The organism is Bradyrhizobium sp. INPA03-11B (assembly GCF_040446015.1).
Classification (GTDB): Bacteria; Pseudomonadota; Alphaproteobacteria; order Rhizobiales; family Xanthobacteraceae; genus Bradyrhizobium; species Bradyrhizobium macuxiense_A.
This window is the reverse complement of record NZ_JASGSR010000042.1, coordinates 15000-41778: the sequence shown is the minus strand read 5'-3', so window position 1 is coordinate 41778 and position 26779 is coordinate 15000. Positions and strand designations below refer to the sequence as shown.

Below are 26779 nucleotides of genomic sequence, written 5' to 3'. Positions count from 1 at the left end.
GCAGCGAGAGGCGTGCGGCGCACGCGATCACCTGCGAAAGGTGCGCGGCTGACGGAGTATCAATCTGCATTTATGCTTTCCTCGCGAACCGGCCAAGTGCGTTGCCACGCCCTCAGGCGTCGGGGCGAACGCGCGATGGAAGCCATTTAGAGAGCATTTCACCGATCCGCTATGCAGTTTCGGCACAGGCGCGGATTCCGTTGTCAGCATGCCGCGAGACGTCCCTCACAGTCGTACCGAAGCTGATTTATCGTCCATTGGCCCGCGACCAAAGCCCGCGATTGCCGAATTTGCATAGCAGGCCGCCGAGTCCTCCGTAAGTTGATAACGGACGAGAAGTGGCTGGTATGCCAGCTCGCTCAACAACGGCAAGTGAGCATTTGATACAAAAGTGAATGATCCAGAGCGTAGGCGCCGATGAAGCGCAAATTCCCTCGGTCGGATACTGGAAGTCAAATCGTTGTCGGTCTCACTCGCCAATCGTTTGAAGTCGTTTCAATCAGGTGTCAGGAGAGAAAAATGGAGATCACTCGTCGTAATCTTGCGCTGGGAGGCATGGGCCTGCTGGCTGGAGCGGCTGCAACACGATCAGCTGTCGCGCAGGAATCTTTCTTCGGCATAGGGCAGGGCCTGGAGGATTTCTGGCTGGCGAGCGACGCCTACGTTTTCGGCTATCCGCTGGTGACGATGGAGATGACCCGCCGGGTCATGACCAATGTCGCCGAACCCGTGGGAACGAAGGCGCCGATGGGGCAGATCATCAAGATGCGCCAGTATCCGAATGCCTCATTCAAAGACGTCACGGCACCGAACGCAGACACGCTCTACACGACCTCCTTTTTCGATGTCGGGAAAGAACCGTGGGTTCTCAGCATCCCGGACATGAAGGAGCGCTATTTCCTGATGCCGATGCTCGACGGCTGGACCACGGTGTTCCAGGTGCCGGGCAAGCGCACCACCGGCACCGGGGCACAGACCTACGCGATCACCGGACCTGGCTGGAAAGGCACGCTGCCGGACGGCGTGAAGGAGTACAAGTCGCAGACCAACATCGTGTGGCTGCTCGGCCGCATCTATTGCACCGGCACACCAGAGGATTACGCCGCCGTGCACAAGCTGCAGGACGAGTTCAAGCTCGTCCCGCTCAGCGCCTACGGCAAGCCGTACACGCCGCCTGCGGGGAAGGTCGATTCCTCTATCGACATGAAGACGGCCGTCCGCGAACAGGTCAATCGCATGGACGCGGTGTCGTATTTCAAGCTGTTCTGCGAGCTCATGAAGACCAATCCGCCCAATGCAGCGGATGCGCCCCAGCTTGCCAAGTTCGCTCGCATCGGCATCGTCCCCGGGCAGGATTTTGACGAGAGCAAGCTCAAGGCGGACTTCCTGAAGCGTGTACCAGAGGTGTCGTTCGACAGGATCATGCTTCAGTTCAAGGTCAACAAGGCCGTCAAGGACGAGAATGGCTTTGCCTACACGACGAGGACCGGCATCTACGGCACCGACTATCTGATGCGGGCCCTCATCACCGCGATCGGACTCGGCGCCAACCGTCCGCAGGATGCGGTCTACCCGACCTCGCAAAAGGACGCGGATGGCCACGCGTACGGTGGCGCAAACAAGTACGTCATGCATTTCCCGAAGGGGCACCTGCCGCCCGCCGAGGGATTCTGGTCGCTCACGATGTACAACAGCGCATACTTCTTCGTGGACAATCCGCTCAACCGCTACTCGATCAGCGCGCGGCAAGACCTCAAGCAAAATCCGGACGGCTCCACCGATCTCTACATCCAGAAGGACTCTCCTGGTAAGGACAAGGAGTCGAACTGGTTGCCCGCGCCTGAGGGAGATTTCATCCTCATGCTGCGCATGTACTGGCCGCAGGAAACGGACCCGTCGATCATCAACGGCACATGGACGGTCCCTGCGGCCAAGAAGGTCGGGGCTTGAGAAATTGAACTGATGCCGGCCCTTGGGTGGGCCGGCATAAGCCACTTCGGGAGCCTTCTGCACCGTCGCCCAGGGGATCGGCGACGGTGCAGAAGCACGAGTCCCGGCGAGAGAGGTAACCGGGCGATCGTGTGAAGCGCTTCGGTCGACCAGGGACTTTTGCATTCCGCATGGAGGGCGGCGAGCCACGGCCGACGGAGAATGAGCATTGCTTCGCCGCGGCGCCATGATGTCGCCAGTGCTCCGCCCGATCCGTTCTCCAAATCAGCGATGGGCTGCGATTCTCCCGTTCTTCCCCGAGAGGAGAGCCGTCCGGCTGTTTCAGCGGCTGGTCCGCCGATGCCCGGAAAACGGCCGTTCGCGTTCAGGACCTGGACTGACGCGTTGGGTCAACCCGATGGACCGTTCGCATGTCTGCGACGTCCTCCAGAGCGGCCGCTGGCGTGCCTAACACGGCAGCATGAACGTTGCGTATGGTGGCGTAGAGGAAGGCCGTGGTCAGCCCAAACAGCAGCATGCCGTTGAGAGCTTCGAGCGCCCCCAACATCTGCCAGCGGTCAGAAAGATGGAGGCTTGCATGGCCGAAGGTCGTCATCGCGCCAATTGAATACAGCATCGTTGAGCGCTCGTCGGGGAGAGCGCCGAGCCAGAGGTAGGCTCCGGCCCAGACAACTGCCTCCATGGCGTGCAAGGCGGTGGCCGACAGCACGGTCGCTCCCACCACCGCCACAAATGTCGTCAGATGTCTGCCAACTCTCTTCGCGCGTTCCAGACTTTGCTCAACGCCAAGTTCGATCGCTCCGAGACCAATGACGTGGATGACGGACGCAAGGACGATCAAGGGGAGACCCCACAGCCAGTCTGTAATCCACGCTTCCGACGCGAGAGAAACCATGTTTCCAATACTTGACCACGGCGAGGCCGGCTGCAGGGGCCGAACCGGAACGGGCGGCAGCTACGCTGCCGCCCGGCGCCAGACACGTTCAATAATAGGGCCGGGCGTACATCGCGCCCCGGAATGCGGTGCGCCGCGCGACGCCCGCAAAGGAAAGCGGCGTAAAGGGGCGGCCGATGATATCGATGAAGATCGAGGCAGCGCCGTCGGCGCCGTTGAGATCGCCCTCGAGTGTCTGAACGGTGAAGACCAGCTTGTCTCCATCCAGCTTCGGATTTTTCAGGACGACCACAGCATCCCTGACAGAGCCGTCCTTGGCGTTGAAAGCCGAAACAGTCGCGTTCGGAGGATCGCTGGCGAAGCTGTCCTTGCCCGTACCCCAGTCGGCGATGATGTCAGCCGTGAGCTGATGACCGGCGGCGCGCACGGGCCGGTCTGCGAATATGATCGAGTGCGGCATGACGCCGGTCAGCACGAGGCTGTCGCCTTGCAACGTTGCGCTGCGCGAATTGAGAACGATGAGCGATGGTACAATTTGAGCATGTGCGGCCGAGGGCGTGCCGATCGTCTTCAGTTGTCCGTTGGGGGCGCTCTGAGCCCGCGCAGTCCCGGTGTCGAGCAGTAACGTCGCCGCCAGCAATCCCATGCAAATATGCACGGCTTTCTTGTTGCGCATCTCGTTCTCCTTGCGATCTGCCGGAGGCTTCCGGCACGTTGGTCGGCGTGGACCGTAGACACCCCGAAACTGGCCGCCTATGCAAAATCGGCAAAACGTGCGGCGCGTCCCGAGCGCAGCTAAGCCTTGCGCTGAAGCGTCGTCAGCGGCGTTTCTCCGAAAGCTGCACGGTACGTTGCAGCAAAGCGTCCGAGCTCGAAGAATTGATGCTCCCGCGCGATGCTGGCGACGCTCGTGGTGGAGGCATCGGCGCGCCGTAGCGCGGCGCGGGCCTTGTTCAGCCTGCGCAACAGGAGGTATCGCATCGGGCTGATGCCAAGAAACTCGTGACAGCACATCCGCAATGTGCGTTCGGCCACGCCGATTTGGGCGCAAAGATCCGGCAACGTGATCTTCCGGTCGACGGATTTGTGCAGCGCTGTTTCGAAGCGCGCCATCAAGGCGGCGTGGTTGGAGCGTGTCCTGGAACTGTCTTCCGTCCCGTCACCGGTGAGGCAATGGATCACGGCATGAATTGTGTCCTGTTCGAGCGCCCTTGCCACTTCGGGCTGCTCAATCAGTTTGTTTGCAGGAGCCGCAAGGTAGCAGGCGTGTTGGAGCAGGTGCTGAAAACGGGACAAGTCCGCACGGGAAGGGCGGAGCAGTCTGGTGGAGTGCGGGGGCAGGATCGGCTCGCCGGTCAATGCCGCACCACTCATTGCAAGCTGCTCCATGGGCAAGGATATCAGGCCCCATTGGCATTTGCCGTTCGATCGCTGATGCATCCGCTGGCCGGAGCCGTGAAAGGCGATCTGGTCGCTTTGGAAGGCAAGCCCGTCGCATTCCAGGCTCACCCGGCCAACTGGAAAGGACAAGAAGACCCTGTCGGCTGGGAGCGAAATGCAGGCAATGCGCGGCAGCGATTCGCGCAGCCGCATGATGACGAGATGGTCCAGTTTCAGCCGCAGCAACTCCGCTTCGAAATCCCCAGGACCGGTTATCGTGAGATTGACACCGATATCGCCAAAGCCGGCTTCGCAGGCTCCGTGATCGTCAAACCTTGAAATGGAGCGTTCAGCCATATCCCTTCGTCCCATCGGACGGGCGGATGGCTCTTGCGACCATTTGATACCTTGGGGCCCGTCGATGAGGCACCATCAGGCAATCGACAGGCGTCGACTATGCAATTCCTGCGCCATGAGACAAAAGGGCGCTTCAAAGAGCACAGAAGGATACTTCGATCGGGAAACCTGCGCTGGTGCAAATCGACCGGGGTCGATTTGCGCGATCGGGTAAAGCAAACGCTGCGACTAGTGAAGCCGTCCCACGATGACTTCGGCCGGCAGTGTTGTAGGACGAATGAGGTGGACATCGGGATCCTGCGCGGGCCGTCGCAGTGTTTCCGAGGGTAACTCTCCAAACAGCGTGCGGTAGGCGACCGAGAAGCGCCCGAGCTCCCAGAACCCGTAATTGGTCACGATATGGGTGACGGTCGCCTTGGCTGCGTCAGCGCGCAGCAGCGCGCGTCGGACCAGGTACATTCTTCGCATCGTGAGATAGCGGATCGGAGCCATGCCGAGATGTTCCTCGCAAGCCGATCGCAGCGTCCGCTCGGAAACGTTCGTCGCAGCGCAGAGTTCGGTCAGATAGATGGCACGGTCCGAGTTTTCAGCCAGATAATCCTCGAGCCGCGCGATAATCGCATCGTGACGCCGCCTGCCAGCGGTGGTCTCGATGCCGGCGCCTTCGGCAAGGCATCGAACCATCAGATAAGACATTTGTTGTTCGAATCCGCGACGTAGCTCCGGCGATTCTAGAACGTCCGGCGTCGTGCGGGCTAACTCGCCAGCGGTTTGGTGCATCTTCAATAGGCGCGACATCAACTCCGGGCGGGGCCGAACCACGCGGGTTGCCAGCTGCTTTTCCAGAAAGTCAGCTCCAACGACGGTCGCCAGCGCTGCACTCAGTTCATCATCGGGGAGCGACATTCCACAATAGCGATGGTTGGCGCCGGTGCGCTGGTGCTGCAACACGTCGAGCTTGTCGATAACGATATCGCCTGGCGCGACATCCATGCCGCAGTGCTGAATCGAGGGGCCTTCCAGCTGCGGCAGAAAGCTGATGGATCTGCGACCGGGCCGGACGGCAAATCTAGCGATTTGAGGCAGGTTCACCTCGTACCGGCTCATCCAAAGCCGATCCAAACCAATCTGCTCAATCGTCAGGTCGAGCTTGCCACGCTTCGTCGGAAATACGTTGGTCTCCATTCCTTGAACGGCACTCGGGCAAAGCAGCGGATCTTCGATCCTCATCCTTCTTACCCAAAACACCTCGGATACCTCCGCAACATTTGGATGCCTGAGCGAGATCGCTCAAACGAAAACATCGTCTTCAAAAAATATAGGTTGAAATCCTATCGCATACAACTTCCGCTCAATGAAGCTATTTTTTTGAAACCGAAAGGGCAGTCTTGTCTCATGTTGGCGCATCCAACTACAGACGGGTCTCGGCTATCACGAGGAATGATGGATGATTGGAGCGCTCAGACGTTTGAATTTTGAAACGAGGCATTTTGCCGCGGGCTACGGCTTGGTTTGTGATGGCTGAGATCATGCAGCGACAGGCGGGCCTCGCGGACCAGATCCACCAGCGAAAGGGTGAAGAAGGTCAGTGCAATAACGAAGAGCAGGGCAACCCCGTATTCATGCTGAAACTGGAAGAAGGCGCAGACGAACGCCAGGATCACCAGGAGCGACGTGACAATCGCGCTGATCGTCGAAAGAACGATCGCCTTGTTCAAAAGCACGGCCCGGCGCCTGAGGTGCGGCACGTCGGGGTGCGTTCGGGAAATGTCGACGTCGATTGTAGTGTGCAGTGCCTGGAGCCTGTCGACAATGCGGTTCATCCGTCCGATCAGAACCGAAACGAAGGCTGCAACTGCGCCAAGGAGAAATGCTGGTGCCGTCACCTGCGAAATGACCTGCGACAGGTGCGCGGCGGTCGGTGTGTCGATCAGCATCTGCATCCTTTTCTCCGTTAACCAGCTATGCGCGCCCGAATCTCAGGCGCAGTTGGGGCGAAATGCCCGGATTGAAAAATCGGCTAGCGCGCGCTTACAAGGATCGACTATGCAATTTTTGGCAGAGCAACCACTGGTTTGTCCAGCCTCGTCGTTCCCGCCTACGCTAGGCGGACGCGCGCATGCGCAAAGCGGCTCGGCTAATGGGCCGCCCCGCTATTCAGCCGTCGACGTGCGATTTTTCGCTCACGGCGGGTTCGGCCTGCCGATTTTGCATAGTCTCGTCGGCCCTGCGCATGCTCATCTGCGAGAAGCAGAAGGCGGTTCAGGACTAGCGCCTGCCCGCGGTCAACGAGGTTTGCGAGATGATCGGGAAGCGAATGCGCGCACAGGTTCTGGCTGTCCTCTGCGCCTTCGGGGCATGGTCTGGCTCTGTGTCTACCGCGGGCGCCCAACAGGCATCTTGGACCCAGATCGGCATGCTGGCGTGCAAGGTCGACCCTAGCGTCGGGTTTGTTATATTTGGCCATCAATCGATGTCGTGTCGCTTTACTCAAAACCCGCCGTTCCCGATTCAACTCTATGAAGGCGCGCTCAACACCGTCGGAATCGACATCGGCGTTTCGGCCGGAGGCGCATTCGCTTGGGCGGTTCTTGCTCCGACCGCGGGTCCCCCGGTTGGAGCTCTCGCCGGCGAATATGTCGGGGCGTCAGGCGATATCGGCCTCGGCCTGGGCGCCGGCGTCAATGTCCTTGTCGGTGGCTCGGGGCGGTCATTTGCGTTGCAGCCCGTCTCCGTAGAGGGATCAATTGCCATTGATGTCACCGTCGGCCTTTCCGGCCTGCAGCTGCGTCCGGTCTATTGAAGCTCCACGCCGTTTTGCGTGACGGGATGGGACGCGGCTCCAGTTCGTGGTGCAGAAAGCGCATGGCGGGAGCAAACGCGCGGAGATAGGCGAGCCAACAGGAAACGAATCGGAAGACCCGGTGCCAACTGACCTGTCGAAAACATGGTATGTTTCGTTTGAGGTGCCGAAGAAGGTGCGCAAAGCATCGGCGCAACGACGTCCGAGACAGAGTGAGAGCTTTCTGACCAAGCTCGATGCCCAGAGGTTTGCGCGCGAGAAATTCGAACAAGGATACATCGTGACCGCGGGAACCATCAATCCCTGCATACCGCGACGGGCGATTCCCTCGACGCTCATTCACCATTGGCTTGCGGAAATGTCCGAGCCGCCGTTTGTCGAGCCGGCCTCATTCGAGGACGCCAACGAGGCTGATCTGCCGTAGGAGGCGCCCGCGATGCGGCGGCCTATGGACTGGCACATTTTGCATAGACCGTTCAGGCGTGCTGTCGATATCGTTCCACCAAGCTCGAGGAATACGTCTTGCGCGCGACTACGAAAGTTGGGCGCGCCAAGCGCGCCATTGCATTCGCTGCGTCCTCCGTTTTGATTTCTGCTCCAGCGGAATTGCCCGTGCCGGCGACGATGATCCGCCGAAGACGCCACTGTATTTCGCACGCTGCTGACCATGATGGCGTTCGGCAAAGTTCAATCGAGCCAGAGCACCCGACCGCCGCTCCAGACCACCGGACTGTCAGAATTTGCATATTCGGCAACTCGCGAGAGTAGGCCTGCGGTCAACATCGATGGCGCGATGCTTCGGCTGCGGCAACTGCGCCACAGTTGGAAAAATTGAAAGCAGGCGTCAGATTCTGCATAGCGGGTTGCGCGCGCCAGATGCGATCTGATGCTGCACGAAATTCTTCAATCACTCAGGTGGGGCAATGAATAAAATTAGTAAGTTTGCAGTTGCGATCGCAGCTTCGGGGATGATGGGCAGCTATGCGATTGCAGCGGATTTGCCAGCGTCGCCCGCCTACAAAGCGCCAGCTCCGGCTGTCGCCGTCTATAACTGGACGGGGTTCTATGTCGGCGGCAACGCTGGGTATGGTTGGGGTAACCAGGACCCGCTGGTGCTGTTCTCAAACAGGTTCGATCGTGCCGGTTTCGACATCAACGGCGGTATGATCGGCGGCACACTCGGCGCGCAGATTCAGCAAGGATATGTTGTGCTCGGTCTGGAAGGTGACATTGACTGGGCCAACATCAGCGGCTCGTCCGTAGTAACACCCAGGATTTTCGGCCTCGGGCAGGGCGTCACGCTGAACACCTCGTCGAGCATTAGCGCGCTTGCAACGGCGAGGGCGCGCGTCGGCGTCGCCATGAACAACGTCTTGCTCTACGTCACGGGCGGCGGAGCCTTCGTCAAGTCGAGCGCCAATGCATCGACCATTGCCGGCGTGCCCTGCGGCACGCTTGGCGTCCTGCCGTGTTCGGGCTCGTCCTGGCGTCCGGGCATCTCGGCTGGTCTGGGCTTCGAATATGGCTTCACGCCGAACTGGTCTCTGAAAGCCGAGTATCTCTACACGAAAGTCGTCGGCACCGGAGTGAGCACGGATGACCTGAATATCGTGCGTGCCGGCGTCAACTATCGGTTCTGAGCGGAGCCGCATGCTCAGTCGTCCCCCAGTCTGCGCTGTGCAGACCATCCCGTAGTGTTGCCTTGATCCTGATCGCGCATCCGGGCCGACGGTTTCGGTTCGGATGCCGGTCGAGCCGACGGCGTTTCACATTCGATCGCCGGAATCTCTCCACCTCTGATTCACTTGCGAATGGAGTCCCAATGCGTTTGAGATTGCTGCTTTCCGCCACGCTGCTCATTGTCGCCATGACGTCAGCCAAGGCCCAGGTGCCGCTGTCGTCTTATGTTGATGCGAATGGATTCATCGACGTCCAGACGCTGACCTGCGCGCAACTCGCAGGGACCTATCAGGAAGACGCCGATGCGCTAACGGCCTGGTACAGCGGGTGGTACAACGGCCTTGCCAAGAAGCATTTCCTCGACCTGCGTAAGGGCAAGATCGCGGAGCACGAGGTGATCGTCTACTGCAAGGCCAATCCCGAAAAACGCATCATCGATGCCATTGCTGTGGTGTTCAAAGCCGAGCGGGAGCTGATGGGCATTCAGATGAAGTAGATCGTCCGCGAGCGGATCGGTCATCTGCGGACCCGATCCGCTCGTGCGGTTTTGGCCGAAGCAGCACACTTTCCTCCTATCTTCTTCCCTTGAATTGCCGCTCTGACGGGCGGAGTATTTTAGAATTGAATGATTTCGGGGAATACACCGACGCCATTCGGGGCGCGAGGGTGACATTTCTAAAGTCCGCTCCGTCCTCGCACCGGTGGGGCGTGAAGTATCTCGCATTGCGTCGCGCGATTCTTCAATTCGGCGCAGACGGCGGCCCGGGAATCGTCCATGGCGTCACCGACCCGAATTTTACGACCCTGATCATCCAGTCGTCCAACTTCGACGATCGCGTCCTGCTCGATGGTGCGCGGTGCCAAGCGTCGGACCTGGTCATTTTGCCTCCGGGTTGTCACTTCACCTTTGTTCGTTCCGGTCATGTCGAATGGGTAGCGTGGTCGCTGCCGCGGGAAGAGAGTATTGCAACGAAGATCCTTCCCGCGGTCACGAGCCAGGCTCCGCCGAAGACGGCCAAGCATCTCGTCCGGCTGCCAGAGCGAATCGCATCGCGACTGATCGAAGCATCGAGGCAGGCTCTGCGCTCTATCTCCGATTCTGCGCCGGCCGACCGGCCGGTGATCGCCTGGGAGACGGAGCTCGCCTTGATGGATGAACTTGCTTACGTCTGGGACAATCGCGCAAGCGAAGTCCTGCTGCCCAACAATTACACGGTCGGGTCCGAGCGTATCGTTCTGGAGGCCCTCGAGTTCGTGAGGAAAAATCCGGAAAGTATCATCCATATCAAGGATATCGTAAAAGCTACCAAGGTGGAGTACCGAACCTTGCTGCGCGCTTTCGAGCGCTATCTCGGCTTCTCGCCAAAGCACTATCTGAAGCTGCGGCAGTTAAATCTGGTTTACCATGAGATCCGTCACATGGGTTCGGCCGGCAGGCTCGTCGATATCCTGGTAGCCCACGGCGTCACCGAGTTCGGCAGGTTTGCGGGCCGCTACCGGTGGCTGTTCGGCGAGTTGCCATCCGAGGCACATCGTCGATCTAGCGCATTGAGGCCTGACAAATCGCTGTGAGGTTTGGAGTGGTGTTTTGGTGCAACACCACCGTGAATTGGTCGGCGATGACAGTTTCTGCATACCAACTGAGCGAAGGTCGATGGCACATGGCTCATGTGTTCTCCACCTTCGATGAGGTTATCAGGTTATGAAAAAAGTTGGTTTGCTTGCCACGGCGGCGGTGATGTCCGTTGCGTTCACCGGTATTGCAACGGCCGCGGACCTTCCGCAGCGGCCGGTCTACAAGGCGGCTCCGATCCCGGCGCCGATGATGTATAACTGGTCCGGCTTCTATCTCGGCGCGAACGCCGGGTATGGCTGGAGCAATCAGTGTGTCGATCTCACCGCCATCAATGGAATTGGCGGCGTCTTCGCCGAAGGCTGCAATAGCAAGGGCGGCGGCATCGTCGGCGGCCAGATTGGCTATCGCTGGCAGGCCGGACAATTGGTGTACGGTCTTGAAGCGCAGGGCGACTGGGCCAACATCCGCAACACGCGCATCAGTGCGCAGGATCCGGCCCGCACTTACAAGTCGACCCTCGCCGGCCTGGGTCTCTTCACGGCTCAACTTGGCTACGCGGTCAACGAGGCCTTGTTCTACGTCAAGGGCGGCGGCGCGGTTGGTAGCCAGGACTTTGCCATCCTTGACAGCGTGACCGGCACGGGCCTCGCCTTCGCGAGCCGGACCCGCTGGGGTGGCGTCGTGGGTGTCGGCTTCGAGTACGGCTTCTCTCCGAATTGGACGGCCGGCATCGAGTACGACTATCTGTGGCGGGTGAACGAGAGCAACACTTTCTCGACGCCGTCATTGGCGCCCATCGCGTCGATCACCACCAACACCAAGACGGACGCGAATCTTCTCGCAGTTCGCCTCAACTACAAGTTCGGTGGTTACTAATGAAGAAAGGTGGCCGGCCGGTTCGGCCGGCCACCATTCTTTCCCATCATGCCTCGGCCCGGATAATCCCTGATTTTGGAGTTGAATCATGTTGTCGAATACGATGCGTGCAGTTGCCTTTCTCGGTGCTCTGACGGTCGCAAACATGGCCCTAGCGCAGGATACTGCGTCCCATGCACCGCTAAAGACGATCGGGGCCAGCAAACCCCAGATCGTTCCATCGCTGATCGTCTTCAATTCCAGGGGCGCAAACCTGCAGCCCGGCAAACTGGTTCTCACAGGCATTGCGCCAAATGCGATCATATTTGCGGATCGGCCGGTTCGCTCGGCTGGCCATGACCTGACCAGTCATATCGTTGAAGATTGGGGAGCCGGCAGCGACAATTTTGCAAAAAATCCGCCTAACGCCACAGTGTCCGTATTCCAGAAGGACGGCAACACCGTGCGCGATGTTGTTGTTACCTTGAAAAATCCCAAGCTCGAGGGCGACAATCTAGCCTTCGATGTCGACCTTCTCGAAGGTGACATCAAGGGCGCCGATGGCCCCGCCTCTGTCTTTATCGACATCATCGGCCTTCCCTTTACGCCGCTTTCATTCGCGGGCGTTGCGCGACGCACGGCCTATCGGGGTGCGTATTATGCTGGAGCCGCCGCCGCGGCCGGTGCCGCAGCAGCTTACGCGTACGGCCCGTATTATCGGCCACCCGTTTGCGGGTACTATCCTTATCCTCCATGCTATTAACGGAACTGCGCGTAACCTGGCCCGGCGTTCTTGCGCCGGGCCAGGCCAGTTTCGGTCTGATCCCCGCGCTGGATCTATCTGGCGCGCGCACTACGGGTTTGAAGGCCGAGCCCAGGCAATAGATCGGACGCCGCTGCAGGCGATTGCTCCGCGGCCGGAAGTCGCGGCTTGCCGAATCTGCATAGCGGGTCGCCGCATTTTCGGTAGCTTGGCTAGCGGACGAGAAGACGCTTAGCGTGTCGGGCCCGTCCACCACGGAAAGGGAGTAACCACGCCGTCATCGATTCTGAAGGCTGGTGAGGAGACGTCGAAGTTCTCCCTGCTTCAAGCGCCTCTCATAGAGATCGGATCTGGGTCGGCTAGATGCGAGGCGACAGTCGGGGATGCAAGCATTTGGCCGATACTGCCGTGCTACTGGGCTTATTGGTGTCCAATCCGGTACGCGCCAGTTAGAGGAATTCAATCGTGCTCATCATCCTGACGTTGTACTTGATCCTGGTGTGGCTCGTCTTCTTCAGGTTCAAGTTGGTGCGATGGGGCTGGGCGTCCGGCACCGTCGCAGGGCTGTTTGGCGCCTTGATCCTCGCGGCGTTCCTCGCGATGTTCAATTACCTCACCCCGTCGGGCAGCTTTGTCGTGATTTCTCGCGTCATGGAGGTTACGCCGAATGTCTCCGGCGAGGTGATCGAAATTGCGGTCAAGCCGAACCAACCGGTGAAGGCCGGCGCCGTGCTGTTCCGCATCGATCCGGCGCCGTTCCAGTACAAGGTCAACCAACTTGAAGCCTCGCTCGCCCAGGCGCGCCAGCAGGTCAAGCAATTGACGGCCAGTTACGAGCAGGCGACTGCAAATGTCGACGGGTTGACCAAGCAACTTGCCTTTCACGCCCAGCGGCTTTCCGATTACCAAAAGCTCACCAGCGAGCAGGCGCAGACCGAGTTTCGTCTGCAAGACGTCCAGGTGCAATACGACACGGTCGAGTTTCAGCTTCAGGCGGCCAAGGCCGCGCAACTGAGTGCGCAATTGGCGATGGAGTCGGAAATCGGCGGGGTCAACACGACCGTCGCGCAGATCCAGGCACAGCTTGATCAGGCCAAATGGGAGCTCGAGCAAACGACGATCCGTGCTGTCGGCGACGGCGTCGTTACCATCATGGCCCTGGCCGTTGGAGACCGCGCGATGCCGGCGCGATCGGTGATGTCGTTCGTCGTCATGAACGATATCTTAATCGCAGGCATGTTCGCCCCCAACGGATTCAAGACCATCAAGCCCGGCGCACGCGTCAAGCTGGTTTTCGACGACGACCCCGGCCGCATCCACGAAGCGACGGTCGCTGCCATTCCGCAAGGCGTAGGCCAGGGCCAGATCGCGGTCTCGGGTTCACTGGCGCGCGTCGGCTCGATCGGCGGTGCCAAGGTCTATCCGGCCGCCATTTCCGTACCGAAAACCATCGACCGCAGTCAGCTCAGGCTCGGCATGCCCGGCACTGCCACCGTGTTCGCGGACAACGCCGGCGTCATCGGCTTGCTCATGTCGATCCTGGTATGGATCGGTTCGTACACGGCATATCTATAGACGCCTTCCGTTTCACTCCCGGCTCGAATCGGTGATCCACTTAGGCATCCCGGAGGAGAAAATGAGTCTTCGATCTGCATGCGCCGCTGCCACCATCGTCCCGGTCGTTCTTCTCACCGAGGTATATTCGGGCGCCCGCGTCTACGCTCAGCAATCGACGGGCCAACTGCTGATATCATCAGGTTTCAATCCCGTCGCCGCCACCACGCAGGAGATGCTGAAACGACTGATGTCGTTTCCGCCCAATCAATTCCAGCTACGGCAAAAGGGCGGGCGACCCTCCTATGTCTACGCCGATCCCACCGGATGCACCTGTGCGTATGTCGGCAGCGTGGCCGCGATGAACAAATATCGCGCCAGCTTTGGCGCATTGCCGGCAGATACGCTTTCAGCAGGTGGCTTTACGGATCCCGAGCAGAACCTGATCAACAGCATGGACAACGACGAGGCCTCGGCCGAGTTCAATAACGATGTGTTCGGTCCGGACTTTTAAGCCGCTCGGATGAATCAATGGATACTTTCAATTGTAGTCACCGCGCTATGCCGTCACTTCGTCGGACACGAGCTTCCGAGCGCAAAACCAACTCTAACCGTTCCGGGCGAACAGCAGGAACTGGGATCGGGCGGCAAACGACCGTCGTTGCGGCGTCGTCGAGCCTTGCGATTATCCAATTGGCGCATGCACAGGTCGATCGGAGTGGTTACACCAGTCCCGACCAGCGCATCGTCGAGGCGATCGCAGTAGCATGCCTGGCACACGGGATAGGTTGAATGTTCTGGCGTCATCGGTTCCCGACCGTTCGGGAAATGATAGTCGAATATAGAAAGGCATTCGACGAGAGCCGGTCTCAAACGCTTAACGGAAAAATTCCGACTTGCCGTATCGGCGCCGACCAGCACCGTGGCGTCCACTCGACGACGAGCCGAGATGTCAAATGATGAGTCCGTGGCTGTCCTCTCTCGCAGGTGCGATGGTTCGTTCGCAACTCCGTCGGTGCCAAACATGTGCCGCAGTCCCGTTTCTCGCAGGCACCAGCGATGCAGGAGATCATTGCCAGATAGAGGGCTCTTGTTCTTGATTATCAACCGACCGCGCTTTGCGTGGTCTCAGCAACGGTGCGCTTCTTCGATCCGCAATTCATCGCCCACTACGCGAACAAGCCGAAGCCCAGTCTGGCGGAGATGGTCGATTTTGTGATCGTAGGCATTTCGGCTACTCAAGCCTATGGTCACTCGGTCTCGCGAACCGAAGTTAGTCAACCACCGATTGACCACCGAAACGCCGTGAACAAACAGCGATAGAGGTGATCAGTCAGGACCGAGCTTGGTTGTTTTTGTTGATTTTTTCGGTCGCTGATTACGTTCGGGACGCAGGGGCTGAGGGGCGGCGACGGGAGCTGAAACACCCCTTTGAGGTTGGTAGCAACCTTTTGATCTTCGTCGTTGAGATAAGCGACTGAAATCGCAGCAAATGTGACCTCCCTCCGAGCGCACCATAAACCCACAGGACAGTTGCATCTCCTACGCGCCGATCTATCCGGCCTCTACTCGCGGGTTTGAGGGAAGCGGAGCGCCGTCACCGATTAGTGACGAGCATCGTTAGCTCTGGCGAGCTGCTTCGACAACTAGGCGAGAGGAGCACGTCCCGCGAATCCGCGATGACGTTAGACGCGAGTGTTGAATCTGGCCGTGGTCGGTGGGGGCTGCAGTCACACGGCTCGCTCGCTAGAAGCTGGCCACGTTGTGATCAAGAGTGCACGAAGCATCAATGCCCATGCCGCCGTCAAACCTCGCCTGAGACGCCGTGTTGTAGTGTGACTTGGCGGGGTGGTCGGCGCGCCTGGTGTTTGAGCTGCACGACTTGATCTGAACCGGCTGGTTCAAGTCGATTGGAAGTACCGTCTTGTGCGAAATTCGCTTCAAGGCCAGGTTCGAACGAATGCTCAGAACACCCGGTATGCGCGATATCTTGTTTACGATGAGGTCTTCAAGGGCGTCGATGTCGGGTACCATGACGCGGAGCAGGTAGTCGCTGTCTCCCGTCATCAGGTAACATTCCATCACTTGACTCAAGCGATCGATCGAGCGCGTGAAATTCTCGAGCGACAACTGAACCTGCTTTTCAAGCTTGACCTGTATGAAGGCGGTCACGCCGATCCCGAGCACCGCAGGATCCAGTACAGCGATCCGCCGATCGATTACGCCGAGTTTTTCCAACGTACGAACGCGAGCAAGACAAGGCGACGGCGAGAGGTTGACGCGGGAGGCAAGTTCGACGTTGGTCAAACCGGCGTTCTGCTGCAGTTCGTTCAAGATCTTGATGTCGATCCTGTCGAGAGCCGTTGTCGTCATATCGTTGTCTCCCATGGGCAAGCGTAGCTATCTCGAGGCCCGGTCCCGCGCGTTATCCCGCGAGGTGACATCCCGATGACACAGATGCTAACCGCACTCGCGGTTGTAGAATTTCGACAAAGCGACGAGTTATATCGAAAAACGGTCAATCTGCTCACGGCCATCGACCCGATGCGGCCTGTGACGGGACGTGCGGGCCGTGTGCTCAGTTGATGATCGAAGGATGTGCAAGCGGGCAGGGATAACCGTCTCGAGCCTCAGCCCTGGCCGCCTTGTCCCGATGCCGAAAGGCCGCAAGCCGCAGCACAAAATGCCGATCGATCGTGCGAGCGACAAGGTCTTTGAGCATTCATGCCGAGGCCCCAGTGCGACTATTGCACGACAGCAGAAGTCCGCGGAGGTCGCGGAATTGACGGCTCGTCCGGGATCGGAGTGACAAATTGAAGCTCAAGCAGGCCTATCTCACCGCCGCTGAACCTGAAGCGCTCGCCGGCTTCTACGAAGCTCTCGGCTTGGCGATCCGCTTCGCTGATCGAGGCAAGTGGATTCAATTCGTCGGTGAGAAGGTCGCCCTTTGTATCGCAAGTCCGGTCGAATCCGTATCCGCGCCGTCTCTGAACGCCGTTCTGGTTTTCGAGGTGGACAATCTGGAAACAGCTCTGGAGCGCGCGCGGACGCACGGCGCCGAGATGCTCGGTGAAATCAGGGATATGGGCGCGCACGGTCGCGTCGCCCATTTCAAGGACCCGCAACACAATACGATTCAGCTGTTTCAGGCCGCGGCCGGGTAGGCTCGCAAACCACCGATCTCGATCACTTCGGTTTATCTGTCAGGGGCATCCATCGCCATGAACTTTCGAGTGCAGCCCATGTCCATCCAGGAAATTCCGGTGTTCAGCAGCAAGGAATTCCGCACCGCAATGCGCAACGTACCCGGCGCCGTGTCGATCGTCACGACGGGCGCGCGACCGGGCCGGCACGGTTTGACGTTGACGGCCGGCTGTTCATTGTCGACCGAACCGTCGAGCGTGCTCGTTTGCGTCAACAAGTCGGCCGGCGCGCACGATACGATAAAGCAGAGCGGGTCGTTTTGCTGGAACATCCTCGCGGCGGATCACGCTGCGTTGGCACAGAAATTCGCGGGGCAGGACGGGATCAAGGGCGACATACGTTTCAGCGAGGGTCTGTGGCGCGAGCTCGCGACGGGAGCGCCGAGCCTCGTCGAGGCTGTTTGCAGCTTTGATTGCCGCGTATCCGATTCATACGATGCCGGCAGCCATACGATCTTCGTCGGCGCGGTGGTCGCACAGGCAACGAACGGCGATCGCGAACCGCTGGTCTATGTTAAGGGCGAATTCACAGTGCCCAGGCGGTAACGCTTCACTTCCATCATTCAGTGCACCAATGCTGTCACTCTGGCTCAATGTTCTCGCAAGCGGCGTTCTGCTCGGGCTCGTCTACGGGCTCGTGGCGCTCGGTCTGACGATCATTTTTGGCGTCATGCGCGTCGTCAACTTTGCGCATGGCGAGATGGTCGTCTTCGGCGTCTACATCGGTTATTGGGCCGTCCGCCTTTGGGACGTTCCCATCATTGCCGCTGCAACGATCGCGGGAGTTGCGATGTTCATCTTCGGGTATCTTCTGGAGACAATGATCGTAAGGCGGTTCGTCGGTCGGCCCCATCACTATCAATTTATCGTCTTCATCGGTCTGTCGCTGCTTTTCAGCGGCGCGCTGCTGGTGGCGTTCGGACCGGATCCGCGCCCCACCGCGTCCCAGCTGGCGTTTCACACCGTATCGCTCGGTCTCGTGACGCTGGATCTGGCGAGACTTCAGGCTGCGGCAACCGCAGGCTTTCTGATCACCTTGCTCGGAGGATATCTGAAATTCTCGTCGTTCGGCCGGTCGCTGCGAGCGGCCGCAGACAACCGGCTGGGCGGCCTGATCATCGGATTGAACATTCCGCGAATCTATGCGGTGGCCTTCAGCATCGGTGCGGCCTGCGCGGGTGTCGCCGGCGCATTGATCTCTCCTCTGTTCGACGCCCAACCATATCTGGCCGTCGATTTTACCCTGCTGGCCTTTGTGACGGTTGTCGTCGGCGGTCTCGGCAGCTTCAGCGGAGCGCTCCTGGGTGGCCTGGTGATTGGCGTGGCCGAGGCAATTGCAGCGCTGATGTTTACTCCGTCGATGAAGACGGCGCTTCCCTATGCGCTCCTGATCATCATCCTGATTTTCCGTCCGAGGGGTTTCTTTGGTGCAAAAGAGATTTGAGGGTGCAACCGAGTTGAACCGGTGGCTTGCCGGAGCTCTGGTCTTCGTGATTCTTGCGTTGGTCGGCGCTCTGGCAAATCCGTACCTCATCTCGTTGATGACGATCGTATTGCTGTTCACGTTCCTCGGCCAATCCTGGAATTTGATGCTCGGTATCGGTGGCCAATTATCGATCGGTCATGCTCTTTTTGTCGGCCTCGGGGCTTATTCAGTCGGCGTCCTCGACATCAAGTTCGGCATTTCGCCGTGGATAGGCCTCCTGCTCGGAATGTTCGTCGCCGGATCCGTCGGTGCGCTACTGGCGTGGCTGAGCTTTAGGTTCGAGGTGCGTGGAATCTATTTCGCGCTGCTGACGATCGCCGCCGCCGAGTTCGCCAGAATCATATTCAGCGGCTGGGAGTTTGTCGGCGCAATGCAGGGGCTGTTCTTTCCTGCACCGACGAACGCGATCGATATTGCAATGCTTCGGGGAGATGCGCGCTTCTACTATTTTGTCGCGCTTGCCCTGGCGGCGCTGGGGATCGTGGGAACTGAACTCATCTCGCGATCGTACCTCGGATATGTCTGGCGAGCGATGAGGGACGACGAGCAGGCTGCGCGCGCGCTCGGCGTCCGCACATTCCGGCACAAGATCCTCGTGATCGCGATATCGGCGGCCGCTGCAGCCGTAGGTGGTGGAGTTCTGGCGCTCGTGCAGGGATCGATCTTTCCGGATTCGATCATGGGTATGGGCCTCTCGGTTGATGTGCTGATTGGACCCGTGGTTGGCGGTCTAGGCACGACGTTCGGTCCGCTGGTCGGGTCGCTCACGGCTATTCCTCTGAACCACGCGATGAGCGCTCTGGGCGATAGTCTTCGGATCCCCGGGCTGAACAACATCGCATACGGCGTCGTATTGATCTTGATCGTCTGGTTGCTGCCCGACGGCATCTGGCCGGCGATCCAGCAGCTTTGCAAGGCAATCCAGGTGCCGCCGCGAGTGTGGCTGCCGCAACCAAGGAAGGCCGAAGAATGACGAGCCTGCTCGAAGTCAGGAATCTCTCCCGATCGTTCGGCGGCTTGGTCGCGGTGGACAATGTCAGCTTCGCACTGGGAGCCGGCCGGATCACGGCGCTGATCGGGCCGAACGGGGCAGGGAAGACAACGTGCTTCAATCTCGTTGCAGGCGCAATACGGCCGACGAGCGGGGAGGTGTTCTTCGAGGGACGCCCGATGGAGAATACGCCGCCTGAAGCCGTCTGCAGGATGGGTATCGCGCGGACATTCCAGATTGTGCGGCCGATGCGCGATATGTCCGTGCTCGAGAACGCAATGGTCGGCGCCTTCAGTTGGACCAGCAGCGTGGGAGAAGCCAGATCGAAGGCGTATGAGTCGCTTGAAAGCGTCGGGCTTGCCGGCAAAGCCAATGCGAGGACCGACCAGCTGACGTTGCCCGATCGGAAAATGCTGGAGACTGCCAAAGCGCTCTCCACGCGGCCCAAACTGCTGCTGCTGGACGAGGTGATGGCGGGTCTCCGGCCCACCGAGGCTGGGAGCGTCGTCCGGGTGCTGCAGAGGCTCGCCGAAACCGGCCTGACGATTCTCCTCGTCGAGCACGTCATGCGGATCGTGATGGAGGTCGCCTCGCGCGTCGTGGTGCTCCATCACGGCGCTAAAATCGCCGAAGGGGGCCCGGCCGAGGTGGTCGCTGACCCTAAGGTGCTCGAAAGCTATCTGGGGATCGGCTTCCATGCCTGACGCGGCGTTGTTGTCGATCGACGGACTTTGTGTTGGGTACGACGGGTCAAATGCCCTGAACGGCGTTTCCCTGCAGATCCGCAGGGGCGAGCTGATCTGTGTCGTAGGTGCCAATGGCGCCGGTAAGACCTCGCTGATCCGGTCGATCTCGGGCATCGTTCCGTGTTCGAGTGGTGTCGTGAAGATGAACGGCGTCGATATTACGGGGATGTCGCCGTGGGAGATCTGCGAGCGCGGTATTGCACAGGTCGCTGAAGGCCGGCAGATTTTTGGAGGCCTTTCCGTCGAGGACAATCTGCTTCTGGGGGGATCGCTCAAGCGCGGGAGGGCCGGCCAGCCCGAAACCCTCGAGTTCGTCTATCAGTTGTTTGAGAGGCTTCGAGAGCGCCGGCGGCAGCTTGCCGGGACCCTGTCCGGCGGCGAGCAGCAGATGTTGGCCATCGGACGCGCCATCATGGCGAAGCCTGAAATCGTCATGTTCGACGAGCCGTCCATCGGGCTGTCGCCCGCCCTGACGGACGTGATGTTCGGCGTGGTGAAGCGCTTGCACGAGGAGGGGATCACGGTGCTGCTGGTAGAGCAGAATGTCGCGAAATCCCTCGCGTTGAGCAATCGTGGGTATGTGCTGGAGAACGGCTCGATCGTTCTCCACGGATCAAGCGGCGAGTTGCTGAGCAACCCCGAGATTCAACGCGCATATCTCGGAATGTAACGGCTTTTTTGCCGTTATCGCGGCGGTCTGCGGGTGAGGGAGTTCCTGCTTCGCTCAGCTCATCTGCTTTTGGGAGTGACGGGCACCGAAGCTCTCGAGCACGGAATGCTGCGATATCACGCTCTGGCGGCGATTTGTGCCGACGCGGCTGGATACGGAACCGCTGTATGGCAACCAATTCCGAGGCGCGGCGCCTAGGCTCTTCCTATGGACAACGACGATACCCTTCTGGTCGAGCGCGACCCCGACATAGTCACGATGACCATGAACAGGCCGCCGGCAAATGCCCTGAACAACGGGTTGGTCAGACGCTTGCTGGATGCCATTCGTGGACTGTCCGCGCAAGCATCACCGCCAGGCATCGTCTTGACCGGTGCAGGCAAGCGATTCTTCAGCGCGGGTGGCGATATCAAGGAAGTAGCCGGCCTCGAGATATCGAGGCCCCGCATGCGAGAGTTCCATGCGCTCTTGTGCGAGATGGAGCGATATCCGGGCCCGCTCGTGTGTGCGGTCCGTGGGTATGCGGTCGGAGGCGCGTTGGAGTTTCTCCTTCACGCCGATTACGTCGTCGCGGATCGCGCGTGCACGGTCGGGTTTCCGGAAATAAACCACGGCCTCTTGCCTGCGGCCAAAGGTATGCGGCAGGCGGTCCGGAAGCTCGGACTTCGGGAAGCGCAGGCCCTGCTCTATTGGGGAGAGTTGTGCGACGCCCGGAAGGCGCTCGAAATCGGCGCGATCAGCGAGATTGCGGCTAGCGCGGACGTGATGTCGCGTGCCGTGGAGGTATGCACGCATCTTCGCGGCAAAGACCAAAAGCTGTTTGCCGCCATCAAGCGCTCGTTGAACTTGACGGGACAGATGGATGACGCTTCCCTCGAGGGAATGACGATAGAGGATCTCAGCGCCTATTTGACCGAGAGTAGTGCAGCGGACGCGCGCGCCCGATTCCTGTCGAAGAATTCAGGGAAGACATGAATGGCCGAGTTGGCATCCCTTGAAGAAGCTCGCCTGGAGCTCATGAGCTTCGAGGAAGTGTCGGCCGCCTTGGCGCAGGGATATTTGACGGTTCTGATACCGTGCGGCGCAATCGAGCAGCATGGACCGCATCTTCCGCTCTGTATGGACGCGGATCACGCAGATGCGCTCGCGACAAAGGTGGCGCGACATCTCGGCAGGACCCTAATCGCTCCTACGATCAGGGTCGGCTGTTCTGCCCATCATCTAGCCCTGTCAGGCACCATTTCCCTTCGACCAGAGACTTTCGAAGCAATCTGTCTGGACTATTGCACGAGTCTCGCACGGCATGGTTTCAAGCGGATTCTGCTGTTCTCCGGCCATATCGGAAATTTTCCCGTCTTGCATAACATCCTTCCTCGACTGAGGCACGGGGTTCCGCCGGGCGTTGAGATCGACGCATTCTGCGATTCAATTGCCTGGATCGACAGGTGGCGGAGTGCCGTCAGAGATGCCGGGGGTGATCCGAATGCAGTCGGTGGCCATGCCGACATCGCAGAGACATCCCTGATGATGCGACTCCGCCCCGAAAGCGTGCGGTTGGATCGGTTCGAAATCGGGCACCTGGGCGCTCTATCCGAAGAGCAGCTTCAGATGATGTGGAAGAGCGGGATCCAGTCCGTCACACGCAACGGCATCATTGGTGATCCGCATGGGTCGACCGTCACGATCGGCGAGCGCTGCCTCGCGGCGATAGCGGACCTTCTGGCCGCCTCGTTCGGCAAATAAGGCGACCCCGGTTTCGCCCCCTCCGTGCCGTCAGGCGTTGGAAGCTGCAAGCGCGCTGGTCAAGGGTCGGATGTGATCCGCCTGCCGACAGCACAAAATTTGGAAAGTCATGCGGGCGCGCCCAGCATTCGGACGAAAATGTTGCTGCGCCTGTGAGACGCTCTGCCATCGAGTCTTTCCTAGAGGATTTTAGACGATGGCACTTTCGTTCGGATTCTGGTCGGAGCAGGAAACCCAGGTCGGGCAAAGCTACGCGCGCCGGCTTCATGAACTGGTTGACGAGGTGCGCCTCGCGGAAAAAATGGGGTTCGACTGCGTCGCGCTTTCCGAGCAACACGTGGCGCTCGGCGGCATTTCGAGCTCCGCTCCTGAAGTGGTGTACGGCTATCTCGCCGCGGTGACATCGCGCGTGAAGCTGCGATCGGCGGTCACGCTGATGCCGCAGAAGATCAATCATGCATTGCGATCCGCGGAGCGACTGGCCGTGACCGATATCCTGTCGCACGGCCGAATGGAGTTTTACGCCGGCCGGGCCAACACGACCATCGCGATGCGTGCCTTCAACGTCGATCCCAATGAGACGCTCGCGCAGATGGAAGAGGGCATTGCGCTTCTGAAGAAATCGATGCGCGAGGACATCTTCACGTTTGAAGGAAAGTACTACCAGATCCCGCCGCGAATGCTGGTGCCGAAACCCATGCAGAAGCCGCATCCGGTCATCGGCATCGCCGCGACCAGCGAGCGCAGTCACGGCTGGGCCGGATCCGAAGGCCTCGCTGTGATGAGTAATTCGATCTACCAGGGGTGGGAAGTCCAGGACAAGCTTCTCAATACGTATCGTCGCGCCTGGAAGCGTGACGAGCAGGGGCCGCTCGCGCGGCCCCGAGTCGGCCTTCCGCTGTTCTTCGGCATCGGCCCGTCGGACCAGAAAGCAAAGGACGACTACGCCGAAGCACTGATGCACTACGCGAGGATCTCCACCGACGCCTATCCTCGCCTGGCGAAGCTTGCCGATGACTACGCATACATGAACGAAAGCGTGCCGGCCATGGAGCGCGCGGGAAGGGACTGGGATTACCTGCTGAACCACTCGGCGACGACCGTTTGCGGGAGTCCCGACACGGTCATTCGGCAAATCGAGAAATTCAAGGCGCTGGGAATCGACGAGGTGCTGCTCCATCTCGACTCGGTGAACCACGAGAAGATCATGGAAGCGATCGAGATGTGCGGGCGATACGTCATTCCGCACTTCAACGACAGGAACAACGTCGTGCGACCGACGGACGACATTCTGGCGCAGATCCGCGCCATGCGGCCGCAGAAGTGAGCGCAAGGAAACACAGGACGGAGAATCCAATGTCACAGCATAGCTACAAATATCTGCTCGTCGAGAAGCGCGCCAGCGGCGTCGCCATCGTAACGATGAACCGGCCGGAAATCCTCAATGCCATCAATTGGGATATGCACGAGGAGCTGGAGCGGGTCTTCGTCGAGCTGGATCACGACGGGGACGTCCGCGCGATCGTGCTGACCGGCGCGGGGCGTGGCTTCTGCTCGGGCGGCGATCAAAAGTCGCTCGACAAGGGCCCGCTACCGTCGCCGACGCGGAGCGGGCGTCACTTGATCCGCAACATGCTCGAGGTGGAGGTACCGGTCGTTGCTGCCGTCAACGGCGTTGCCGTCGGGCTCGGAGCGACGCTCGCCCTGTTTTGCGATGTCATCTTCGCAAACCCGACCGCGCGATTCGCGGATACGCATGTGACGGCAGGCGTGGTCGCCGGCGACGGCGGCGCCGTGATCTGGCCGCTGCTGATGGGGCCGGTCCGTGCCAAGCACTACCTCATGACTGGCGAATTCATCTCCGCCGAGAAAGCGGCCGCCATGGGCATGATCAATGAAGTCGTCTCTGGCAGGGACGTCAAGGACGCGGCGATCGAATACGCCGAGTTGCTGGCTGACGGTCCCCGAGAATCGATCATCTGGACGAAATACAGCGTCAACAAGATCATCAAGCAGTACGCGCATCTGGTGCTAGATACCTCGGCCGCGCTGGAGATGTTGACCTTCGCGTTGCCCGAGCGCCGCGAGGCAGTCGCCGCCTTCGCTGAGAAGCGGAAGCGCTTCGCGGAGCGGTGATATGGAAGTCGAATCTTTCACGTCGGGAGCCCAACTCATCGACGTGACTATTCCGCAGCTCCTGAGCGCGCGAAGAGTGGAGCGGCCCGAGACGGTCGCATACAAGCAAAAGCGTCGTGGCGAATGGATCGCCACGACCTGGCGCCAGTATTCGGATCAAGTGGCCGATCTGGCGGCCGCCCTGCGGAACGCTGGGTTCAAGCGCGGTGATCGTGCGGCCATCATGGGGGATGTATCCCAGGAATGGCTTCTCGCCGACATGGCGACGATCTGCGCCGGCGGGGTCATGGTTGGCGTGTACTTTACTTCGTCGCCGGAAGAAGTCGGCTATTACCTCTGCGATTCCAGCGCTTCTTTCATCTTCGTCGGCAGTGAGCTTCAGCTCGATATCGTCCTGGCATCCGGCCAGGCCAAAGGGTTGCGCAAGGTCATCGTGCTCGATCCAGAGTGGAGCGGCGCCGCTTCGACCGGCAACGTCGTCTCTCTCAAAGCCTTTTGCGGAAAGACATCCGTCGATGCCGACGTATTTCTTCGAACACAGGTTGCGAAGGCAAAGGCGAGCGATCTGGTCAGCATCGGATACACATCCGGCACCACGGGCGTTCCGAAGGGCGCCATGCTGACCCACCTGTCGTTGCTCGCCGGCGCGCACAGCATCACGACGTTTACCCCGAGGATGCGGTCCGACACGCATCGGCTTGTCGTGCATCTGCCGATGTCGCATACGGTCGCGCGCGCGCAAGCGACGACATTGCCGCTGCTGGCCCGGATGGTGCCGCATTTCGGCGAGGCCAGCGCGGAGTTTGCCCGAACGATCAAGGAAGTTAAGCCGACATACTTCACGGCACCGCCCCGCTTCTATCAGCGATTTGCCACGCAAATCCTCAGCAAGGTCCATGCCGGGTCGGCGAAGCAGAAGCAGGACTATCAATTTGCGATGACGATCGCCCGCAAGGCGCTGGATGACCGCCAGGCCGGCGGCGCGCCGGATCCCCTGATATCGGCTCTGTTCTCCGTTTGCCAGGATCAGATCTTTCGCCCGCTGCTTGCCGAAGTCGGCTTTGAGGATCTTGCGGTCTGCTACACGTCGTCGGCTGCGATGCCGTCTGAACTGATGTCGCTATGGCAGCTATGGGGACTGCAGTTGAAGGAATGCTACGGCCAGACGGAGCTGGTCGGAGCCAACTTGGTTCAGATGGCGGAGTGGCCGGAGGCCGGTACGGTCGGTGTGCCGGTGCATGATGCCGCCTGGGAGACGGCGGTTCTCGAAGACGGGGAAATGATCGTCCGGGGGCCGGGGCTCTTTGTGGGGTACTGGAACAAGCCGGAAGAAACCAGGTCTGCCCTGCGGGACGGTTGGCTCTACACCGGAGACATCGTGGATGTCGGGCCGACAGGCCTCTTCAAGCTGGTCGACCGCAAAAAGGAGATCATCAACACGTCGAACGGAAAATCCATCAGCCCGACGCAGATCGAAAACGAGATCCGGCACAGTCCGTTCATCTCCGAAGCCGCGGTGATCGGCGAAGGGAAAAAGTACCTCACTGCGTTGATCGAGGTTAATGCGATCGCGACGATGGAATGGGCGAGGTCGCGCGACCTTCGGATCGCTCAGTACTCCGATTTGGCAAACTCCGAAATCGTCGTCCGGATGATTGAAGCCGAGATCGGCAAGGCGAACAGCAAGCTGGCCAGAGTCGAGCAGATCAAGGCGTTCCGGATACTTCCGGAAGAACTGACTCCCGAGAACGGCGTGATGACGCCGACCCGGAAGAAGCGCCGGAAGCAGATCATGGAGAGGTATCGGTCGTTGATCGACACGCTTTATGACGAGAGTGAAGACAACCTCGTCAAAGCTGAACTGAAGACGTGATTTGGACGGCCGCAGTCGGCTGCAAGGCGCACACGTGCAACCGCCGCGTCGCGTGCGCCTGCGGGTGTGAACACGTGCTCGCTGCAAGGCCGTGTGTGCCATCACTGCCAAGCTTTTC

27 protein-coding genes are annotated in these 26779 nt (G+C 59.8%); 21 read left to right on the top strand and 6 right to left on the bottom strand.

Going from position 1 to position 26779, the window contains the following annotated elements:
- Window positions 1-519 precede the first annotated feature (519 nt).
- A complete protein-coding gene (locus QMZ05_RS19385) occupies window positions 520-1950 on the top strand; it encodes a DUF1254 domain-containing protein (protein ID WP_353702210.1) in 1431 nt (476 codons plus the stop codon).
- Window positions 1951-2314: 364 nt separating this feature from the next.
- Here QMZ05_RS19385 and QMZ05_RS19380 read toward each other — a convergent pair whose 3' ends face one another.
- From QMZ05_RS19380 to QMZ05_RS19360, 5 genes are all read right to left on the bottom strand, one after another.
- On the bottom strand, window positions 2315-2791 hold the full coding sequence (locus tag QMZ05_RS19380; protein WP_353702197.1) for a hypothetical protein: 477 nt from the start codon (window positions 2789-2791) through the stop codon (window positions 2315-2317).
- A gap of 142 nt (window positions 2792-2933) precedes the next feature.
- Window positions 2934-3521: a hypothetical protein gene (locus tag QMZ05_RS19375; protein WP_353702196.1), complete on the bottom strand. Its 588-nt coding sequence runs from the start codon at window positions 3519-3521 to the stop codon at window positions 2934-2936.
- A 119-nt stretch (window positions 3522-3640) separates the two neighbouring features.
- The gene (locus QMZ05_RS19370) at window positions 3641-4582 is read right to left on the bottom strand and encodes a helix-turn-helix domain-containing protein (protein WP_353702195.1); all 942 of its coding nucleotides are present in this window, start codon (window positions 4580-4582) and stop codon (window positions 3641-3643) included.
- A gap of 228 nt (window positions 4583-4810) precedes the next feature.
- A complete protein-coding gene (locus QMZ05_RS19365; RefSeq protein ID WP_353702194.1) occupies window positions 4811-5812 on the bottom strand; it encodes a helix-turn-helix domain-containing protein in 1002 nt (333 codons plus the stop codon).
- Between the two features lie 230 nt (window positions 5813-6042).
- A complete protein-coding gene (locus QMZ05_RS19360; RefSeq protein WP_353702193.1) occupies window positions 6043-6525 on the bottom strand; it encodes a DUF2721 domain-containing protein in 483 nt (160 codons plus the stop codon).
- Between the two features lie 374 nt (window positions 6526-6899).
- On the opposite strand from QMZ05_RS19360, the gene QMZ05_RS19355 reads away from it, so the two are divergent.
- The 9 genes from QMZ05_RS19355 to QMZ05_RS19315 all read left to right on the top strand — a co-directional run bounded on the left by QMZ05_RS19355 (window position 6900) and on the right by QMZ05_RS19315 (window position 14327).
- Window positions 6900-7385, top strand: coding sequence for a DUF992 domain-containing protein (locus tag QMZ05_RS19355; protein WP_353702192.1), 486 nt, complete (start codon window positions 6900-6902; stop codon window positions 7383-7385).
- Between the two features lie 46 nt (window positions 7386-7431).
- A complete protein-coding gene (locus tag QMZ05_RS19350) occupies window positions 7432-7809 on the top strand; it encodes a hypothetical protein (RefSeq protein WP_353702191.1) in 378 nt (125 codons plus the stop codon).
- A 499-nt stretch (window positions 7810-8308) separates the two neighbouring features.
- Window positions 8309-9025, top strand: coding sequence for an outer membrane beta-barrel protein (locus QMZ05_RS19345; protein ID WP_353702190.1), 717 nt, complete (start codon window positions 8309-8311; stop codon window positions 9023-9025).
- Between the two features lie 182 nt (window positions 9026-9207).
- Entirely contained in the window at window positions 9208-9561 is a 354-nt protein-coding gene (locus QMZ05_RS19340) for an HdeA/HdeB family chaperone (RefSeq protein ID WP_353702189.1), read from the top strand.
- Window positions 9562-9773: 212 nt separating this feature from the next.
- Complete coding sequence (locus QMZ05_RS19335; RefSeq protein WP_353702188.1) at window positions 9774-10637, top strand: helix-turn-helix domain-containing protein; 864 nt, start codon at window positions 9774-9776, stop codon at window positions 10635-10637.
- A gap of 130 nt (window positions 10638-10767) precedes the next feature.
- A complete protein-coding gene (locus tag QMZ05_RS19330) occupies window positions 10768-11517 on the top strand; it encodes an outer membrane beta-barrel protein (RefSeq protein ID WP_353702187.1) in 750 nt (249 codons plus the stop codon).
- Between the two features lie 88 nt (window positions 11518-11605).
- Window positions 11606-12259, top strand: coding sequence for a hypothetical protein (locus QMZ05_RS19325; RefSeq protein WP_353702186.1), 654 nt, complete (start codon window positions 11606-11608; stop codon window positions 12257-12259).
- A gap of 465 nt (window positions 12260-12724) precedes the next feature.
- A complete protein-coding gene (locus QMZ05_RS19320; RefSeq protein ID WP_353702185.1) occupies window positions 12725-13834 on the top strand; it encodes an HlyD family secretion protein in 1110 nt (369 codons plus the stop codon).
- A gap of 61 nt (window positions 13835-13895) precedes the next feature.
- Window positions 13896-14327: a hypothetical protein gene (locus QMZ05_RS19315; RefSeq protein WP_353702184.1), complete on the top strand. Its 432-nt coding sequence runs from the start codon at window positions 13896-13898 to the stop codon at window positions 14325-14327.
- A 1232-nt stretch (window positions 14328-15559) separates the two neighbouring features.
- On the opposite strand, the gene QMZ05_RS19310 is transcribed toward QMZ05_RS19315, so the two are convergent.
- Entirely contained in the window at window positions 15560-16186 is a 627-nt protein-coding gene (locus QMZ05_RS19310; RefSeq protein WP_353702183.1) for an Lrp/AsnC family transcriptional regulator, read from the bottom strand.
- A gap of 440 nt (window positions 16187-16626) precedes the next feature.
- Here QMZ05_RS19310 and QMZ05_RS19305 point away from each other — a divergent pair, with 440 nt between their 5' ends.
- From QMZ05_RS19305 to QMZ05_RS19255, 11 genes are all read left to right on the top strand, one after another.
- Window positions 16627-16977, top strand: coding sequence for a VOC family protein (locus tag QMZ05_RS19305; RefSeq protein WP_353702182.1), 351 nt, complete (start codon window positions 16627-16629; stop codon window positions 16975-16977).
- A 99-nt stretch (window positions 16978-17076) separates the two neighbouring features.
- Window positions 17077-17562, top strand: a complete 486-nt coding sequence (locus QMZ05_RS19300; protein WP_353702181.1) for a flavin reductase family protein — start codon at window positions 17077-17079, stop codon at window positions 17560-17562.
- A gap of 28 nt (window positions 17563-17590) precedes the next feature.
- Complete coding sequence (locus QMZ05_RS19295) at window positions 17591-18460, top strand: branched-chain amino acid ABC transporter permease (RefSeq protein WP_353702180.1); 870 nt, start codon at window positions 17591-17593, stop codon at window positions 18458-18460.
- Complete coding sequence (locus QMZ05_RS19290; RefSeq protein WP_353702179.1) at window positions 18444-19475, top strand: branched-chain amino acid ABC transporter permease; 1032 nt, start codon at window positions 18444-18446, stop codon at window positions 19473-19475. Before QMZ05_RS19295 ends, QMZ05_RS19290 begins: the two co-directional genes overlap by 17 nt.
- The gene (locus QMZ05_RS19285) at window positions 19472-20197 is read left to right on the top strand and encodes an ABC transporter ATP-binding protein (RefSeq protein WP_353702178.1); all 726 of its coding nucleotides are present in this window, start codon (window positions 19472-19474) and stop codon (window positions 20195-20197) included. The genes QMZ05_RS19290 and QMZ05_RS19285 overlap by 4 nt, the downstream gene beginning before the upstream one ends.
- Window positions 20190-20909 carry an ABC transporter ATP-binding protein gene (locus QMZ05_RS19280; RefSeq protein ID WP_353702177.1) on the top strand — a complete coding sequence of 240 codons (720 nt, stop codon included), beginning with the start codon at window positions 20190-20192 and terminating at the stop codon, window positions 20907-20909. The genes QMZ05_RS19285 and QMZ05_RS19280 overlap by 8 nt, the downstream gene beginning before the upstream one ends.
- Before the next feature lie 207 nt (window positions 20910-21116).
- Window positions 21117-21884 (top strand): enoyl-CoA hydratase/isomerase family protein, encoded by a 768-nt coding sequence (locus QMZ05_RS19275; protein WP_353702176.1) that lies wholly within the window; start codon window positions 21117-21119, stop codon window positions 21882-21884.
- Window positions 21885-22652, top strand: coding sequence for a creatininase family protein (locus tag QMZ05_RS19270; RefSeq protein ID WP_353702175.1), 768 nt, complete (start codon window positions 21885-21887; stop codon window positions 22650-22652).
- Between the two features lie 196 nt (window positions 22653-22848).
- Entirely contained in the window at window positions 22849-23979 is a 1131-nt protein-coding gene (locus tag QMZ05_RS19265; RefSeq protein ID WP_353702174.1) for an LLM class flavin-dependent oxidoreductase, read from the top strand.
- 29 nt (window positions 23980-24008) lie between these two features.
- Window positions 24009-24788, top strand: a complete 780-nt coding sequence (locus QMZ05_RS19260) for an enoyl-CoA hydratase-related protein (protein ID WP_353702173.1) — start codon at window positions 24009-24011, stop codon at window positions 24786-24788.
- Between the two features lies 1 nt (window position 24789).
- Window positions 24790-26661, top strand: coding sequence for an AMP-binding protein (locus QMZ05_RS19255; protein ID WP_353702172.1), 1872 nt, complete (start codon window positions 24790-24792; stop codon window positions 26659-26661).
- The last annotated feature ends 118 nt before the right edge of the window (window positions 26662-26779 follow it).